Below are 16342 nucleotides of genomic sequence, written 5' to 3'. Positions count from 1 at the left end.
AAGATCGACCGCCGGACGCGCGGATGCAATGGGCTGCATTAAGGAATCACCCAACGAGCCTGCGTTTTCAAAGCAAAAGGAACGGGTTGCTCAAAAACGCGGCGCTCTGCGCTTCGGCGTGGCCCGGAGCGTTGGCAACCGTCAGGCCGCGGCAGCCACGGTCCCGTCCTTCGCCGAGCCCCATTTGCCCGTCGCATAGGGCACGGGCCTTTCGTCGATCCCACCCAACGCCTCGTCGCAAGCCGCGCAAACAACCGCCCGGGTTAATTTGACTTTAGCTTTTGCGCCCCACAACGCTTGCCGCCACGGCCTGATGGGTTTCGGGGCAGGCTGTTTTCTTTCTCGGGGGCATGCGCCGCAGTGTATCTGCGCAACGATCATGGTCTGGATGGTGCCGGCGGCGCGAGTGCGCTGCGGTTCGGTCGCGCGCCGGTGGCCGCTGCGTATCCGGCCGGCCGGATCGATCGCTGGCACGACCGCCTGCGCGACATCGACCTGGTTCCCGACCTCGGCGCCAACATCGGCAGCCGCGAGTGGTGGCGGGGGGCGGCGACCTGTGCTGCGCTTTGCGCCGTCACGATCGCGCTCGCTCCCGGTTTCCACCCCCTCTACCGCCCCGCCGCGCCGGTCATGGAGGGCGCCGACTGGGACGAGGCGCGCGCGCAGTCGATCGCGCCGCTGGCCTATGGCGCCACCTCGGGGCGCCGGCTCGCGCCGACCGCCGCGGTCCGCCCGCTGACCGATACGCCGGAGCGGCCGATCCTTGAGCTGTCGACGACGCTGCCGTCGGGCGATGCCTTCGCCCGCGCATTGGAGCGCGCCGGCGTGGGCGAGGACGAGGCGGATCGTGTCGCGGACATGGTCGCGGCGCGGATGCCGCTCGACGAACTGAAGCCCGGCACCCAGCTTCAGCTGACGCTCGGCCGTCGTGCGAACAAGGCGGATGCCCGCCCGCTCGAATCGCTGAGCTTCCGCGCGCGGTTCGACCTGGGCATGAAGGTCGTGCGCGATGCCGGCGCACTTGCGGTCACCGCCGTTCCGATCGCAATCGACCACACCCCGCTGCGCATTCAGGGCCGCGTCGGCCCCAGCCTCTATCGCTCCGCCCGCGCCGCCGGCGTCCCGGCCAAGGCGGTCGAAGCCTTCATTCGCTCGATCGCCAGCCGCGTGCCGATGAGCCGGATCGGATCGAACGAGCAGTTCGACCTGATCGTCGAGCGTGCCCGCGCCGAAACGGGCGAAGTCCAGCTCGGAAAGCTGATCTACGCCGGGCTCTCGGGCGACGCGCGCAAGCTGCAGCTCGTGCGGTTCGACCAGGACGGCAAGGATCAGTGGTTCGACGCCAAGGGCATCGGCGCCAAGAGTTCGACCGGCGCGATGATGCCGGTTGCAGGCCGCCTGACGTCGGCGTTCGGCATGCGTCGTCACCCGGTGCTGGGCTATGCCCGCATGCACAAGGGCCTGGACATCGCCGCCCCCATGGGCTCGCCGATCCGCGCGCCGATGGACGGCGTCGTCCAGATGGCGGGCTGGGCCGGAGGCTATGGCAAGTTCGTGAAGCTGTCGCACGGCAATGGCCTGGCGACCGGCTTCGGTCATATGAGCCGCATCGCTGTCGCCAGCGGCGGGCGGGTGAGCAAGGGGCAGATCATCGGCTATGTCGGCTCGACCGGCATGTCGACCGGCGCGCACCTCCACTATGAACTGTGGAAAAACGGCGTGCCGATCAACCCGGGCAAGGTGACGTTCGAAAGCGTCCAGCAGCTGTCGGGTTCGGCGCTGGCGGCGTTCAAGACCAAGTTCGCGCGGCTTATGGCAGTGCCGACGGCCGATTGAGCGATCGGCGCGCCAGCCGCGTCCCCGATCCTATTCGACCGCGATGATCTGACCGGGTAACCGGACGTACACCTCGTGGGTCCAGCGATTGAAACTTTCTGCCTTGCCGTAGCGAGAGTTCACGATCATCCGGCGCTGAACGATGCCTTCGACCGTCACACGCTTGCCCTTCAAATATTGATCGGCCGGTGCGCCGTAGCGCTTTTCCATCGCCGCGGCGACATTGGGCGCCAGGCGGAACGTCAGCGCATCGGGCGCGCGATAATCGGCCGTGGCGTTCAGATAGGTCGCGGTTCGCGACGTGCCGGTCGACAGGACCGTCATCGCGAACCGACCGTGATAGCCCGTGCGAGAGGCATCGGCTGCCGCAATCGCCCGCGCCGGATCGAGGATGGATTCTTTTGTCTGCGCGGCGGTAGTCGCTGCGCTAAATAGCAAAAGACCGGCAATCCAAGCCTGCTTCATACGTCCCTCCTCGCTCGACGATGGGCGGGCATGCCAACCGCGCCGCCAATGCTCTAGGCCGGCAGAATTCCTGCCCACTCGGCTTCGTGCCGCTCCTCATGGCCCGGCATGCCGGGCTTGGTCAGATAGCCGCGGTCGCCCGGGATATGGCTCATGATCGCACGCAAGGGGCGCTCGTGCCAGCCCAGGTTGAACGCCCATTTGGTGGGAAAGAATTCCATCGTCGCATAGGGAAGATGGTCGTGGATCCACCACGCCAGCCGTTTCCAGTCGCCCGGCTGGTCGAAACGGTTGGCGAAGCTCGGCACGATGATGCTGGCCGCCGCGCCCATATGCCCCTTGGCGTCACGCCGGTCCCAGATATGATAGGCGGCGTTGCGCTCGTTCGACGCGCAGCCATAGCCCTTGGCGTGGCACAAAGCGTTGACCTCGCTCGAGCGATACGCCGAGCGGACCGCGATCCGCCCGAATGCATCTTGCAGCGGCTCCAGCAACTCCTCGCACAGTCGCGTGCCGGCGGCGATCGCCAGGTCGGGATCGTCGGGCACGTTCGACAGGCCGTGCATCGCCGCGGTTTCCGACTGCAGGAAATCGCGCAGGAAAAAACTCTTCGACAGCTGAACGCGGCCGAGCTCCGTCAGGCTGGCGACGGTCTGGGGCTTTTTCACATGACACTCCCGCTATTCTGCGGAAGGGATAGCATCCTATTGAACAGGAAGGCGACTCGCTCGCGTCCCGTTTTGGCTCAGCGCAGACGCGTCCAGTCCTGGCTGCGGCAGAACGGGCCGAAACAGCCCTTCACCTTCAGCGTATTGCCCTCGGCCGACAGCTCCGACCGATAGGTCCGGCCGCTTTCCGGATCATAGATGCGCCCACCCCAGCGATCGCCCTTTGGCGCGAAGCCGGTCAGGATCGACAGCCCCTCGATCGGCTGGCGACGCTTGGCTGGGTCGGGGTTGTTGACGTCGACTGCGGGGCCGCCGGGGCGTGGCTTCAACACCTTGACGATCCGCCCGCACAGTTGTGCGCCGCAGGGTGCGATCTCGACGATCGCCTTGCCCTCCACCGTGAGCCAGCGGCCGGTGACCGGGGCAGGGGCGGCAATGGCTGCGGTCGGGATCAACAGGGCAGCGGCGAGCAGGGCGGTACGCATCACATCACTCCTTCGGCCAAGCCGCCCGTAATCGCGCGGCCATCGCATCGAGTTCCTCGCGTGTGTTGCGATCCGCGTCCGGGCGCAAGGCTTTGTCCGGTCCCACGAATGGGATGACGTGCAAATGCGGGTGGAACACCTCCTGCCCCGCGTCGCCACCGTTATTCTGTCGGATCTGGAACCCGGTCGCGCCGAGGGCCGCGATCTGCGCGCGGCCGGCCTTTTGCGCGGCGACCATGCACGCGGCGAGCTCGGCCGGGGTCAGGTCGAGGAGATTGCGCACCCCCAATCGCTTGGGGATCACCAGGACATGGCCGGGCTTCGCCATCGTCAGCGGCATCAGGACGAGCACGGTCGCGTCCTCATGAACCTTCGATGCCGGCCGTTCGCCACGCAGGATTCGGGCGAAGGGGTTCTGTGGATCATAGGCCCCGGTCAGCCCGCGCGCTGTTTCCTGAGCACCAGCGGGAGTGACGAGCATTGCCAGCAGCAGGGCGGCGACGGCCTTCATGCGCGTGCCACCGGGCGGGTGGTGGCGACAGTATCGAAGCCGGCGATCAGCGGCATGGCTTGGCGTATGGCGTCGCGGACGGCGGGCAGGGTGAGCGACGCCTTGTGGCTCGCCTCGCTATCCCAGGCCTCGGTCACCCAGATCGTGTCGGCCTGGCCGCGGTCCTCGGCGACCAGATAGGCGAGATTGCCCGGCATCGCGCCGGTCCCGGCAAGCAAAAGCCGGACGAGCGCATCGCGCTGGCCCGGCTTTGCGGTGATCTTGCCGATCATGCCGAAGCTGCCGTCGGCCGCGGCGGCAAACGCCGCCGGACCGGCCAGGGCGATCGCGAGTCCCCCCGCGACCGCGCCTCGACGCGTCAGGCTCAAGCGGCCAGCTTGCGCAGCACGTACTGCAGGATGCCGCCATTGAGGAAATATTCGAGTTCGTTGACGGTATCGATCCGGCAACGGGTCTCGAAGCTTTCGGTCGAGCCATCGGCACGCGTCAGCTTCACCGTCACGTCCTGCCGCGGGCGGAGACCCGCGACATTGTCGATGGTGAAGGTTTCGTCGCCCTTCAGGCCCAGGGTCTCGCGCGTCACGCCCTCGGCGAACTGCAGCGGCAGCACGCCCATGCCGACCAGGTTCGAGCGGTGGATGCGCTCGAAGCTTTCGGCGATGACCGCGCGGACGCCCAGCAGGTTGGTGCCCTTCGCCGCCCAGTCGCGCGACGAACCCGTACCATATTCCTTGCCCGCGACGACGACCAGCGGCGTGCCGTCGGCCTTGTGGCGCATGGCGACGTCGTAGATCGGCATGACCTCGTCACCATAGCGGCTCATGCCGCCTTCGATGCCGGGGACCATCTCGTTCTTGATGCGGATGTTGGCGAAGGTGCCGCGGACCATGACGTTGTCGTTGCCGCGACGCGCGCCATAGCTGTTGAAGTCCGCCTTCGAAACCTGACGTTCCTGCAGCCACTTGCCCGCCGGGCTGTCGGCCTTGATCGAACCGGCCGGCGAAATGTGGTCGGTGGTGATCGAATCCCCCAGGATCGCGAGCGGCTTGGCATCGACGATGTCGGCGACCGGCGCCGGTGTCATGCCCATGCCCTCGAAATAGGGCGGGTTGGCGATGTACGTCGACGCCGCCGGCCAGCCGTAGGTGTCCGATCCCTCGACCGAGATACCCTGCCAATGGGTATCGCCCTGATAGACGTTGCCGTAGCGGCTGCGGAACATCTCGTCGTTGATGTTCGCGTCCATCATGCTGCGGACTTCGTCGTTGGTCGGCCAGATGTCCTTCAGGAACACGTCGTTGCCGTCCGAGCCCTGGCCGATCGGGGTTTCGACCATATCCTCGGTCACCGTGCCCTTCAGCGCGTAGGCGACGACCAGCGGCGGGCTGGCGAGGAAGTTGGCGCGGACGTCCGGCGACACGCGGCCTTCGAAGTTGCGATTGCCCGACAGAACCGACGCGGCGACGATGTCGTTGCCATTGATCGCGGCCGAAATCGGCTCGGCGAGCGGGCCCGAGTTGCCGATGCAGGTCGTGCAGCCATAGCCGACCAGGTTGAAGCCCATCGCGTCCAGATCCGCCGACAGCCCCGATTTGTCGAGATAGTCGGTCACGACCTGCGAGCCCGGTGCCAGCGAGGTCTTGACCCACGGCTTGGGCTGCAGGCCCTTCTCGCGCGCCTTGCGGGCGACGAGGCCGGCGGCGATCAGCACACTGGGGTTCGAGGTATTGGTGCAGCTGGTGATGGCGGCGATCACGACGTCGCCGTCACCGATGTCATGGCCCTTGCCATCGACCGGCACGCGCGCGGGGCGCTCCTTCTTGTACACCTTGGTCAGGTCGCCGTTGAACACTTCATCGACTTTGCTCAGCGACACGCGGTCCTGGGGGCGCTTCGGACCGGCGAGCGAGGCGGTGACGGTGCTCATGTCGAGTTCGAGCGTGTCGGTGAAGATCGGATCCGGCGCATTCTCTTCGCGCCACAGGCCTTGCGCCTTGCAATAGGCCTCGACCAGCGCGATGTCCTCGTCCGGGCGACCCGACAGGCGCAGATAGTCCATCGTGCGGCCGTCGATCGGGAAGAAGCCGCAGGTCGCGCCATATTCCGGCGCCATGTTGGCGATGGTCGCGCGGTCGGCGAGCGTCATTTCGCTGAGGCCCGGACCGTAGAATTCGACGAAGCGGCCGACGACGCCCTTGGCGCGCAGCATCTGCGTCACGGTCAGCACCAGGTCGGTGGCGGTGATGCCTTCCTGCAGCTTGCCGGTCAGCTTGAAGCCGACGACTTCGGGGATCAGCATCGAAACCGGCTGGCCGAGCATCGCGGCCTCCGCCTCGATCCCGCCGACGCCCCAGCCGAGGACGCCGAGACCATTGATCATCGTCGTGTGGCTGTCGGTGCCGACCAGCGTGTCCGGATAGGCGATGGCAACGCCGTCACCATGATCGCCCGACGCGTCCGACGACCACACGCCGCGGCCGATATATTCCAGGTTCACCTGGTGGCAGATGCCCGTCCCCGGCGGCACGACCGAGAAATTGTCGAGCGCCTTCGATCCCCACTTCAGGAATTCGTAGCGCTCCATGTTGCGCTGATATTCCAGCTCGACGTTATCCTCGAACGCCTTGGGCGTGCCGAATTCGTCGACCATGACCGAATGGTCGATGACCAGGTGGACGGGGACCTGCGGATTGATCTTCTGCGCGTCGCCGCCCAGCTTGGTGATCGCATCGCGCATCGCCGCCAGGTCGACGACGCACGGCACGCCGGTGAAGTCCTGCATCAGCACGCGCGCCGGGCGATACTGGATCTCGCGGTCGCTGCGGGCATCCTTCTGCCAGTCGACGATCGCCTGCACGTCCTCGGTCGTGACGGTCTTGCCGTCCTCGAAGCGCAGCATGTTCTCCAGCAGCACCTTCATGCTGAAGGGCAGGCGGCTGATGTCGCCGAACTTCTCCGCCGCCTTCGCCAGCGAGAAATAATCATAGCGCTTGCCGCCGACGTCGAGCGACGTGCGGGTGGAAAGCGTGTCCTGGCCGATGGCGGTCATGTCTGAGCGTCCCTTCCTTCGTGGCCGGCACGGGCGGCGGGCGGCTCTTTTGGGCCGCGAGGTGTGCCGGCGGGTGTTCGCAGTTGCGAGATTCGGGCTGGCCGATAGCAAGGCTTTCGGGCGTGGGGAAGGGCGCTGTTGCGCTCGCAAAGTCTTCGTTAACCAAGCTCCTGTAGGGCGGATGTGTGAACGTCGCGCGCTCTACCCGCCTGCTGACCCGCCTTGCCCGCCGCGAGGGACCGGATGACCTTGCCGCGCGTCGCAGATCAGGACGGAAGATCCTGTTCTGGTCGACGCTGGCGGCGCTGGCCGTGGGCATTTTAGGACTGGCCGAGCCCATCGAGAGCAAGTTGCACGAAATGCGCGATCGTCTGCGTCCACGCGCGCCGTCGGGGCAGATCGTCGCGATTGGCATTGATGATCCCAGTCTGGAAGAGATTGGCTCATGGCCTTGGTCGCGCCATCGTCATATCGAATTGATCGACCGGCTGAACGCTGCCGGCGTAAGGCGAATCTTCTTCGACGTATCGTTCGCGACAAAATCGGATTCGGTACAGGACGCCGCTTTCGTCGATGCGTTGAAGCGAGCTGGAAATGTCTATCTGGCCGCGATGCTGGTGCGCGATCCGGCGACCGGGGAGCGGTATTACAAGATTCCCCGCGCCGAATTTAGGCAATACGGGCGCGTCATAAGCGTATCCGTAAAGGTCGACGGTTCGGCCTCGATTCGGAACATGGGCTATGCGACGCAAATGGGTGCCATCGTCCCCCCGACGATGTCGGCCGAATTGGCCCGTCAATCAGGACCGCCGGGTAAAACCTTTGCGATCGACTATGCGATCAACGCCCGAAAAATTCCGTATGTCAGCGCGGCCGACATTTTTGCCGGTAGAACTCGCGATCAGGATATTCGCGGCAAGGACGTCGTAATCGGCGCTGCGTCGAACGAAATGGGCGATGTCTATTATGCGCCCGGCGTCGGCCAGATCAACGGGATGTTCATCAACATCGTCGCGGCGGAAACACTGATGGCGGGTGGCGTCACGTCGGTCGGGTGGCTGGCGCCGCTGGCGTGCGGCTTCCTTCTGTGCACGATCTACTTGTTCTCGCGCTGGCGATGGTTGGGGCGGACCGCGGTCGCGATCGCTATCGTCGGTCTGACGATCGCCCCAGTCGTTGCAGAGTCGCACGGCGTCACGTTCCAGATCATGCCGCTTGTCACTTGTATTGCCTTCGGCATGGGAAGTGGCGCGTGGTTCCGGTTTCGTCGCTCTTATCAGGCGCTCGGCAGCATCAATGCTGTGACAGGTCTGCCGAACCTTACGGCCCTACGAAGCGAAGTGCCTGCAGCGAACGCCGTGATTGTCGGCGCTCGCATCCACAACTTTGCCGAAATTACCTCGTCGTTGCCGCCGGATGCCGAACGAGCGCTCGTCGAACAAATCGTTGCTCGCTTGGCATTGGGCGCGCGCGGCGCGCGAATCTATCAAGGGGACGAGGGAATTTTTGCCTGGCTGTCGACGCCCGATGTCACCGGACCGGACCAGCTCGACGCAATATACGCGCTGTTCCGCAGTCCGGCGCTGGTCGACGGACGACCGATCGATCTTTCTATGACATTGGGTATCGATGCGGACGCGTCCCGGACCCTGCCGAACCGTTTGGGCGCGACGCTGGTCGCTGCAGATGAGGCGGCGAGCGAAGGGCTACGGTGGAAAATCTACGACCCCGCCAAATTGGTGGACGCCGAATGGAAGTTGTCTTTGCTTGGCCAACTCGATGCGGCAATCGACGGCGGGGAAATCTGGGTCGCTTATCAGCCACAGATTGACGTCGCATCCGGCGCGATCGTCGGAGCGGAGGCGCTAGTTCGCTGGTCGCACCCAGACAAGGGTGAGGTCAGCCCACTCGAATTCGTCATCGCCGCGGAACAGCATAATCGTATCGATAAACTGACAGCCTTCGTATTGGGCGATGCAATCCGCGTTGCCGCCGAATTCTTTGCCAAAGGGGTCGTATTTGACGTCGCCGTCAACATGTCGGCGCGTTTGCTGGAAAAGCCTGGGCTGGTGACGATGGTCCGACGGCTTCTCGACGACTCGGGGTTGCCGGCCGAACGACTCACGCTGGAAGTGACCGAATCGGCCGCGATGAGCAGCGGTCGCGCGTCGATTCGCACGCTGGAGGAAATCGGTTCGCTGGGCATCAACGTGTCAATCGACGATTACGGAACGGGCTTTTCCACGCTCGAATATTTTAAAAAGATCCCTGCGACCGAGGTGAAGATCGACCGCAGCTTCGTAGCCGCGATCGACCGCAATGTCAGCGACCGAGTCATGGTGCGATCGACGATAGAATTGGCGCATTCCCTAGGCCGCAGCGTCGTCGCGGAAGGTGTCGAGACACCGGAGATCCTGAGCGAGCTAGCAAAACTCGGTTGCGATCGCGCGCAGGGCTATTTGATCGGACGGCCCATGAAATTGCCAGCCCTTGTCAAGCTGATCGAAAGCAAGGCGATCGTTCGGGCAGCGTAATGGTTATCAAATTGTAAATTCCGTCTCGTTCGGATACACTCTCCCTGCCGGGCCGTCCTGCGGCGGTCCGATTCGAAGACAGGGGAAACGGGCATGATTAAGAACGCACGTCCGGTTCGCGGTTTCTGGGACTGGGTCTCGACCGGCAACTGGAATGGTAACGACGCCAACACTGGCGTGAACGGCTAAGTCTCCAAGACTGCCAAGTTCTGGAAGCCCCGGCCTTAGGCCGGGGCTTTTTTTATGCTCGTCTTGGGAGTCCGATGCACACGCTTGGAACCCCGCCAATCCTGGATCATTGGCGTAACGAGATTTTCGAACAGGGGATGACGGCGATGATCCGGATGATGACGGCTGCGGCGGCTGCGGCGGGTGCGGTGCTGGTGGCGGGCTGTACGACGATGGGCGGCACGTCGACCGACACCTCGGCATCTTCGGGCGGTGCGCGTGCAGTCCTGCGGATGGCCGACGGGACCGAAGTCGGCCGGGCGGTCGCGACCGAAGTGAACGGCGGGATCCGCGTATCGCTCGACGTGTCGAAGCTGCCGGCGGGTCCGCACGGCGCGCACGTCCACACCACCGGTCGTTGCGATGGCCCGGACTTCACGACCGCGGGCGGACATTGGAATCCGACCAACATGAAGCACGGCACCGAAAACCCGATGGGTCCGCATGCCGGCGACTTCCCCAACGTCCAGATCGGCGCAAACGGTCGCGGCAAACTGGAAATGATGCTGCCCGCCGGCACCATGGCCGGCCTGATGGACGCCGATGGCGCCGCCTTCGTCGTTCACGCCGCGGCCGACGACTATAAGACCGACCCCTCGGGCAATTCGGGCGGCCGCATCGCCTGCGGCGTGTTCGAACGGAGCTGAGCCGCCACGCTATCGAACCAGGGGATAGCGCGCGACCGCCTCATACGCCGCACCGTTCGCACCCACGTGGCTTTCGAACAGCAGGAAATGGTCGAGCGTGAAGGGCGCGCTCGACAGCATGGCCCGATCGGCCAGAAACCGGTCGGGCGACCCCGCGTGACGTGACAGCCGGGCCAGGGTGATGTGCGGCAGATACGCTCGCCGTTCGGGCGGCAGCCCCGCACGGACCAGCGTCGTGTCGATCTTCGTATGAAGGGCCGCCAGCGGCTCCCGCGGCGTCACGCCTGCCCATACCGCACCACCTGGGCGTCCGGTGCCGTCGAAAACACCCGCGCCGGCGATCGTCAGCGTTACCGGGGCGGCACGCACGCCCTCCAGCGCGACGGCGACATCCTCTGCGACGGGGCGTTCGACCTCGCCGATGTAGCGCAGCGTCAGGTGCAGTTGCTCGTCGACCTGCCAGCGCGCGCCGGAAATGCCGCCCATCGCGTCGAGAAGGTGGCGGCGGACGTCCGCCGGTGGACGAAAGGCGACGAACAAGCGGTGCATCAATTGTATCATAGTGTTTCTGGGCGCCGATTCGACCCCGGTTTCGCTTGAAACCGTGCCCACGCGGGGCGATATTTGGATCTAACCGGCAGAAGCGCCGGGCAAAGGAGTTGGTTCACAATGGCAAACTGGTCTGATCCCCGGACGGAGAGCGCGCCGTTCGCGACGCGGTCCGCCCGTACCCGCGATGCGGCGTACGATGCGGGGCTCCGGTCCTACATGCTGTCTGTCTATAACTACATGGCGTCGGGCGTGCTGTTGACCGGCATCGTCGCCTTGCTGTTCGCCAGCGGCGGGGCGCAGAGCCCGGCGGCAGCGGTGTTCTTCAGTGGCGGCATTCTGAAGTACGTCATCATGTTCTCGCCGCTGGCATTCGTGATGGTGCTGAGCTTCGGCATCAATCGTTTGTCGACGGGGGCCGCACAGGCGATCTTCTGGGCATTCGCGGCCGTCATGGGCCTGTCGATGTCGACGATCTTCCTGGTCTACTCCGGCGCGTCGATCGCGATCACCTTCTTCGCGACGGCCGTCGCGTTCCTGTCGCTCAGCCTCTACGGCTACACGACGAAGCGTGACCTGTCGGGGTTCGGCACGTTCCTGATCATGGGTGTCGTCGGCTTGATCGTCGCCTCGCTGTTGAACCTGTGGTTCCAGTCGCCGGCGATCAACCTGGCGATCAGCGCGATCGGTGTTCTGCTGTTTGCCGGCCTGACCGCCTATGACACGCAGCGCATCAAGGGCATGTACGATTATGTCGCCGGCACCGATATGATGGGCAAGGCGGTTATCATGGGGGCGCTGTCGCTGTACCTGGACTTCGTCAACATGTTCCAGTTCCTGCTCTCGTTCCTGGGCAATCGCGAATAAAATTCCGAGGACGGTCAAGGGTTTGCGGCCCGGCGGAGCATCTCCGCCGGGCCGTTTTGCATGGAACGTGCGCGCGCGGCGTTCGTTACCCTCCCGCAACAGCATCCATGCTGAGGGAGAGACTGGCATGAGCGAGATCGAACAGACGGTCGATGAGACGATGACCGTCGCCCCCGACGATAGCGACGCCGATCGCAGCCGCGGTGACGCCGGCCGCGACGAATCAATCGCCGAGCGGCTCGAACGGAATCCGGAGAACAAGGACGCCCGGCTCGACCGCGGGCTCGATGAGTCGATGGACGCGAGCGATCCGCCTGCTACGACCCAGCCGGTTCATAACCATGGCCCGGCGCCGTCCTCCGGTTACGACGAGACGGCCGAAAAGGCTCGCCAGCGCGACGCCTGAGACACAGGAACCTATGCTGATACGTGGCGGCGGTGGCCCTATACGGGTCGTCGCCGCTCGTTTATGCCGGCACGAGGCAGTGTGCAGCGTAAAGGGTGGCCAGGATGACGATCGGGCGGCAAGTTCGTCGGATGCTTGCAGCGGCGGTGCTGCTGTTCGCCTGGATCGCGATGCCGGCCGCGGCAGAGGTCCGCATGACCTTCTGGTCGAGGAACACCAGCAACTATTTTCCGCACGCCTTCTTCTCGCTGAAGGGAACGCTCGATTCGACCGGCCAGGTCGTCGACGAAAGCTATGGCTTCACGCTCAACGACATGACGCCGATCGCGCTGTTCGCGTCGGTGAAGGCGCACGTCGATTATACCACCAAGAAGTACATGCGCGGCAGCGACGCCCAGTTCCGCATCACCATCAGCGACGCGCAATATGCCGCGATCAAGGCGCAGGTGGCCGAGTGGGACGCGCCCGGTTCGAAGTGGAACCTCAACAAGCGCAATTGCGTGTTCTTCGTCGCCGAAGCGGCGCGCCGAGCGGGGCTCGTCGTTGTCGAGGACAAGAAGCTGATGAAGAAACCCCGCAGCTTCACCCGCTCTCTGATCCCCCTCAACGCGGGCCGTGTAACCGACATCGGCCTGCAGGGCGCGGACTATTGGGCGAAATATCCGGAAGACGAGAATATGGCGGTGCCGGCCGACAACAAGGCGTCGGTGCTCGAACGCCGGATGCGGACGCGGCCGAAAGTCGAGGATACCGAGGCTGCTGCCCCGGCGTCCGTGACGGTGCCGGCGAACTGAGATTTTTTGGGCGGTGGCCCCGGCGATGACGCCGTCGGAGCTAGCCTGGTCGGTCACGCCGTCAGACGGGACGGCTGTGCCGTCCCGCTGGCCGACGTGACGAGTCTTCGGATTGCTTCCGCAATCCGAAGCCGTCCGCTTAGTGCGCCAGGCCCATGTCCCCGACCTTTTCCACCCAATATGGAAAGAAGGCCGGTTTGCGGTTCGACCAGCCGCTGGCGGTGGCCGCCGCTTCGCTGATCGACTGGAGCAGCCGCCGGCGCAGGTCCGGGTGCAGAGTCGGCAGCGCGGCGGCCGCGCAGAAGGCGGCCGGCAGCCATGGGCGGCACTCGGCGCCCAGCAGGCGTTCGTACAGGAAGCGATAGGCCGAGAAGGTCGGCAGCCGTCCCTGGCCCAGGTCGAACGCCGACAGGGTCACGAGCGGCGCCATGAACGGCTCCACCGCGTCCAGACCGCTGTCGTCCGGGATCATCGCGCGCAGGTCAGGCAGGCGATCGTACATCCTGGCCTGTGCCCGAATGCTCGCCGCCTCCACCACGTCGCGCGACCACCGGGTCATCGCGTCGTCGCGGTCCAGCCCGATATCGAGCGCGCGCCGGATGTAGCGCTGCGTGCTTGCGGAAAAGCCCGCGAACTCCTTCATTTCGGCCAAAGTCATGACACCTTCGGCCGGCTTCATCTTCGCCGTCATGTTACCCACCCCACCCAGAGTCGATCATCGGATGATGCACCCGGATGGTTAACACTCCCCTTAACCAGCCGTTCGTCCGACATTCACAATCGATCACGAAATCCGCTGCGCTGCAACAAATGTTGCGACAAACCGACTTCAATTCGTCGCAATTATTCGCGGCCGTCGTTGTCTAGAAATCCATGCCCAGGGTCAGCGCCGGGCCCGAGCCGGGGCGGGCGTGACCCGCCACGCGTTGTCGCCAGTCGACTGCAACACGCAGCGTCTGCCCGACGATTGGCACGCGGGCGCCGACCGTCGGGCCGATGTCGAACCGCGCGACGTCGCGCTGGGCGCCGCCCCAGGCGCCGGCACCGGCGTCGATCTCGATCCCGCCGACTGCGACCAGTCCGCGGGTCGCGCGCGCACTGCCGTCGACGAAATGCTCGACGCCGTCCCGCAGGATGACGCCCGCCTGTCCATAGCCTTCCAGGCGAAACCCGGCCGGAAGGCGCACCGCATCGACGCCGCCGCTAACACCGACGGACGGACCGCCGCGACCGCCGTCGAGCGCGAAGCGCTGTTCGGCAACGAAGCGCAGCGGCACGCCGGCCGGGCGCCAGGCGATACCGACCGACAGCTCGCGTCCCGCCCCGGCCGCCGGGGCGGCGATCCGAGCGGTCGCCGCCAGATTGCGAGCGATACCGTAATCCACCCGTACACCGCCCTGCGTTCCGCCAAGCTGCGGCGCGAAGGCGCTGCTCCCGACGCCAATGCCGGAGCGGGCGATCATCCAGCTGCTGACGCTGAAGTGCCTGTGCGTTATCGGCCTTGCGCGCGGCGACGCCGGAAATGGTGCCGACGGTGGCAGGATCTCGCCGGCCGCTACGGGAGTATGGGGCTGAGCGGCAGCGCGCTGGGCGTCAGAGATCGGCGAGAGCGGAGCAGCGCTTGGCGCCGGCTTCGACGCGAGCGGAATAGGCGCCGGCGATCGTTTCGGGGTCGATGGGCCGACAGCGGATACGGATGGCCACGGCGGGTGATGCGCCCGGTCGGACGGTCCGTCGCCGCCGCCGCCGCCGGACGGTGCGGCAGCGCTGGCTGCGATCGGCAAGGGCAGCGCGTCCCGAACCGCGTCTCCGAGCGTGCCACCGCTCCACCAGACCAGGGTGATGCGCAACGTCGCCCATCCTCCGGCGATCAGCCCTAGAAAGCGGAGAGGCCGACCTGCCGCGGTGGTCATGCCTTTGGTGTTTCGTCCGGGAACTGATGGGCCGTCTTTTCCCACCGTGTCGGGGCGCCGCGCAGCATCGCGAGGTAGCGGGTCAGCGCGCGTCGCGCCGCCTCCATCGCCACGAGATTGCCGATCAGCATTCTCGGGGCCGATCGCAAAGCCTCCTTCCAGCCGTACAGCCGATGGACGAAATAGGCGCGCACCAGCATCCGCCACAGGAGCAGCACGACGTTGAGATAGAGGAGCGTCACCAGGCTGCCCGGCAGCGACGGCATGTCGGTGCCCCACAGGTCGATCAGGCCGCAGATGACCATCAGAACGCTTGCCATGTAAGCGGCGAGCAGGACGATGATCCCGATCGGCGCGCGCCGATCGCGCAGGCGCATCCACCATTCGCCCAGATGCGGCGCGCGACCCCAGCCGATCCGGTCCCAGCCAGCAAGCGCGATCCCGATCATCCACCGCGATTTTTGGCGGGCCGCCGGCAGGAAGTCCTTCGGGAAATAGGCTTGAACCGCGACCGGCGGGCCATCGGCGGTCTGGACCTGGGCAAAACGCATGCGTCCGCCCATCGCGGCGATCGTCAGGCCCAGTTCGTAATCCTCGGTCAGGCTGTCCGCATCAAAGGGGTGCCCGCCCCTGAGCGCAGCGATCTTCCCGAGCAGCGGACGCGAGATCGCGCACCCGACGCCCGCAAGCGGCAGCCCGGCGCCGACGCTGCTGCGGACGACCAACGTCTTGCCATGCGCTTCGGCGAATTCGTCGAGATAGGTGCCCCCGACCAGCGACGCGTCGTGATGGGGCAGCGGGATCACAGGTAACTGCACCGCATCGGCCAGCGACAGATAATGATCGATGACCGTCAGTTCGGCGGGATGAACCAGGTCTTCGGCATCGTGCAGGATGATCGCGTCGAAGGGCGCGCCGATCGCGTCTTCCTCGACACGCATCGACCGCCAGATTGCATTCAGGCAGTCCGCCTTCGTCGTCGGTCCGGGGCGAATGTTCACGACCAGCCGAATTCGCGGGTCGGCCTCGGCAACCGTGACGATCGCGTCGATCGTGGCGCGGTCGTTGGGATAGGCGCCCACGAAGACCGTCAACCGGCTCGAGGCCAGATTGCGTGACAGGGCCGCGAGCATCCGCCCGATGACCGCCGATTCGTCCCATGCCGCGATAAAGATCGCCAGCCGGCGCGCTCGCGGGCGCATGTCGGCCAGCGTCGCTGTGCGCTCGCCCCGCCACCACCGACGGATGCGGTGCCAAAGATAGATCGCGTCGACGACACAATCGTCGATTCCCCCGACCATCATTCCTACCGCTGCAAACAAGGTGAGCTCGTAGGAAAGGGCCGCCAGGAATTCGGTAGAAACGCCCCAGTCCAAACGATGCCCCCCAG

Annotated in this window: 16 protein-coding genes; 6 read left to right on the top strand and 10 right to left on the bottom strand. The window is 65.4% G+C overall.

What is annotated here, in order from left to right:
* The first annotated feature begins 360 nt into the window (after positions 1 to 360).
* Positions 361 to 1836, top strand: a complete 1476-nt coding sequence (locus JW805_14580) for a M23 family metallopeptidase (protein MBN2973242.1) — start codon at positions 361 to 363, stop codon at positions 1834 to 1836.
* A gap of 30 nt (positions 1837 to 1866) precedes the next feature.
* Here JW805_14580 and JW805_14575 read toward each other — a convergent pair whose 3' ends face one another.
* The 6 genes from JW805_14575 to acnA all read right to left on the bottom strand — a co-directional run bounded on the left by JW805_14575 (position 1867) and on the right by acnA (position 7014).
* Positions 1867 to 2301 (bottom strand): hypothetical protein, encoded by a 435-nt coding sequence (locus JW805_14575; protein MBN2973241.1) that lies wholly within the window; start codon positions 2299 to 2301, stop codon positions 1867 to 1869.
* A gap of 53 nt (positions 2302 to 2354) precedes the next feature.
* Complete coding sequence (locus JW805_14570; protein MBN2973240.1) at positions 2355 to 2969, bottom strand: hypothetical protein; 615 nt, start codon at positions 2967 to 2969, stop codon at positions 2355 to 2357.
* A gap of 77 nt (positions 2970 to 3046) precedes the next feature.
* Positions 3047 to 3454, bottom strand: a complete 408-nt coding sequence (locus JW805_14565; GenBank protein MBN2973239.1) for a DUF2147 domain-containing protein — start codon at positions 3452 to 3454, stop codon at positions 3047 to 3049.
* A gap of 4 nt (positions 3455 to 3458) precedes the next feature.
* The gene (locus tag JW805_14560; protein ID MBN2973238.1) at positions 3459 to 3965 is read right to left on the bottom strand and encodes an HIT family protein; all 507 of its coding nucleotides are present in this window, start codon (positions 3963 to 3965) and stop codon (positions 3459 to 3461) included.
* Positions 3962 to 4333 carry an antibiotic biosynthesis monooxygenase gene (locus JW805_14555; GenBank protein MBN2973237.1) on the bottom strand — a complete coding sequence of 124 codons (372 nt, stop codon included), beginning with the start codon at positions 4331 to 4333 and terminating at the stop codon, positions 3962 to 3964. The genes JW805_14560 and JW805_14555 overlap by 4 nt, the downstream gene beginning before the upstream one ends.
* Complete coding sequence (gene acnA, locus JW805_14550) at positions 4330 to 7014, bottom strand: aconitate hydratase AcnA (protein ID MBN2973236.1); 2685 nt, start codon at positions 7012 to 7014, stop codon at positions 4330 to 4332. Before acnA ends, JW805_14555 begins: the two co-directional genes overlap by 4 nt.
* Positions 7015 to 7199: 185 nt before the next feature.
* Between acnA and JW805_14545 the strand changes: the two genes are divergently transcribed.
* Positions 7200 to 9548, top strand: coding sequence for an EAL domain-containing protein (locus JW805_14545; protein ID MBN2973235.1), 2349 nt, complete (start codon positions 7200 to 7202; stop codon positions 9546 to 9548).
* A gap of 263 nt (positions 9549 to 9811) precedes the next feature.
* Positions 9812 to 10423, top strand: coding sequence for a superoxide dismutase family protein (locus JW805_14540; GenBank protein MBN2973234.1), 612 nt, complete (start codon positions 9812 to 9814; stop codon positions 10421 to 10423).
* 9 nt (positions 10424 to 10432) lie between these two features.
* Here JW805_14540 and thpR read toward each other — a convergent pair whose 3' ends face one another.
* Entirely contained in the window at positions 10433 to 10972 is a 540-nt protein-coding gene (gene thpR / locus JW805_14535; protein MBN2973233.1) for an RNA 2',3'-cyclic phosphodiesterase, read from the bottom strand.
* Positions 10973 to 11092: 120 nt separating this feature from the next.
* Between thpR and JW805_14530 the strand changes: the two genes are divergently transcribed.
* The 3 genes from JW805_14530 to JW805_14520 all read left to right on the top strand — a co-directional run bounded on the left by JW805_14530 (position 11093) and on the right by JW805_14520 (position 13039).
* A complete protein-coding gene (locus tag JW805_14530; protein ID MBN2973232.1) occupies positions 11093 to 11839 on the top strand; it encodes a Bax inhibitor-1/YccA family protein in 747 nt (248 codons plus the stop codon).
* A gap of 127 nt (positions 11840 to 11966) precedes the next feature.
* Complete coding sequence (locus tag JW805_14525) at positions 11967 to 12245, top strand: hypothetical protein (protein MBN2973231.1); 279 nt, start codon at positions 11967 to 11969, stop codon at positions 12243 to 12245.
* A 104-nt stretch (positions 12246 to 12349) separates the two neighbouring features.
* A complete protein-coding gene (locus JW805_14520) occupies positions 12350 to 13039 on the top strand; it encodes a hypothetical protein (GenBank protein MBN2973230.1) in 690 nt (229 codons plus the stop codon).
* Between the two features lie 139 nt (positions 13040 to 13178).
* Here the strand turns inward: JW805_14520 and JW805_14515 are convergent, their stop codons facing one another.
* The 3 genes from JW805_14515 to JW805_14505 all read right to left on the bottom strand — a co-directional run bounded on the left by JW805_14515 (position 13179) and on the right by JW805_14505 (position 16328).
* On the bottom strand, positions 13179 to 13730 hold the full coding sequence (locus tag JW805_14515) for a hypothetical protein (GenBank protein MBN2973229.1): 552 nt from the start codon (positions 13728 to 13730) through the stop codon (positions 13179 to 13181).
* A 172-nt stretch (positions 13731 to 13902) separates the two neighbouring features.
* Positions 13903 to 14952 carry a hypothetical protein gene (locus tag JW805_14510; GenBank protein MBN2973228.1) on the bottom strand — a complete coding sequence of 350 codons (1050 nt, stop codon included), beginning with the start codon at positions 14950 to 14952 and terminating at the stop codon, positions 13903 to 13905.
* The gene (locus tag JW805_14505) at positions 14949 to 16328 is read right to left on the bottom strand and encodes a glycosyl transferase family protein (GenBank protein MBN2973227.1); all 1380 of its coding nucleotides are present in this window, start codon (positions 16326 to 16328) and stop codon (positions 14949 to 14951) included. Before JW805_14505 ends, JW805_14510 begins: the two co-directional genes overlap by 4 nt.
* Between the last annotated feature and the right edge of the window lie 14 nt (positions 16329 to 16342).

Origin of the sequence: Roseomonas aeriglobus (assembly GCA_016937575.1) — a bacterium.
Taxonomy (GTDB): Bacteria; Pseudomonadota; Alphaproteobacteria; order Sphingomonadales; family Sphingomonadaceae; genus Sphingomonas; species Sphingomonas aerigloba.
This window is presented reverse-complemented; position numbering and strand designations above follow the sequence as displayed.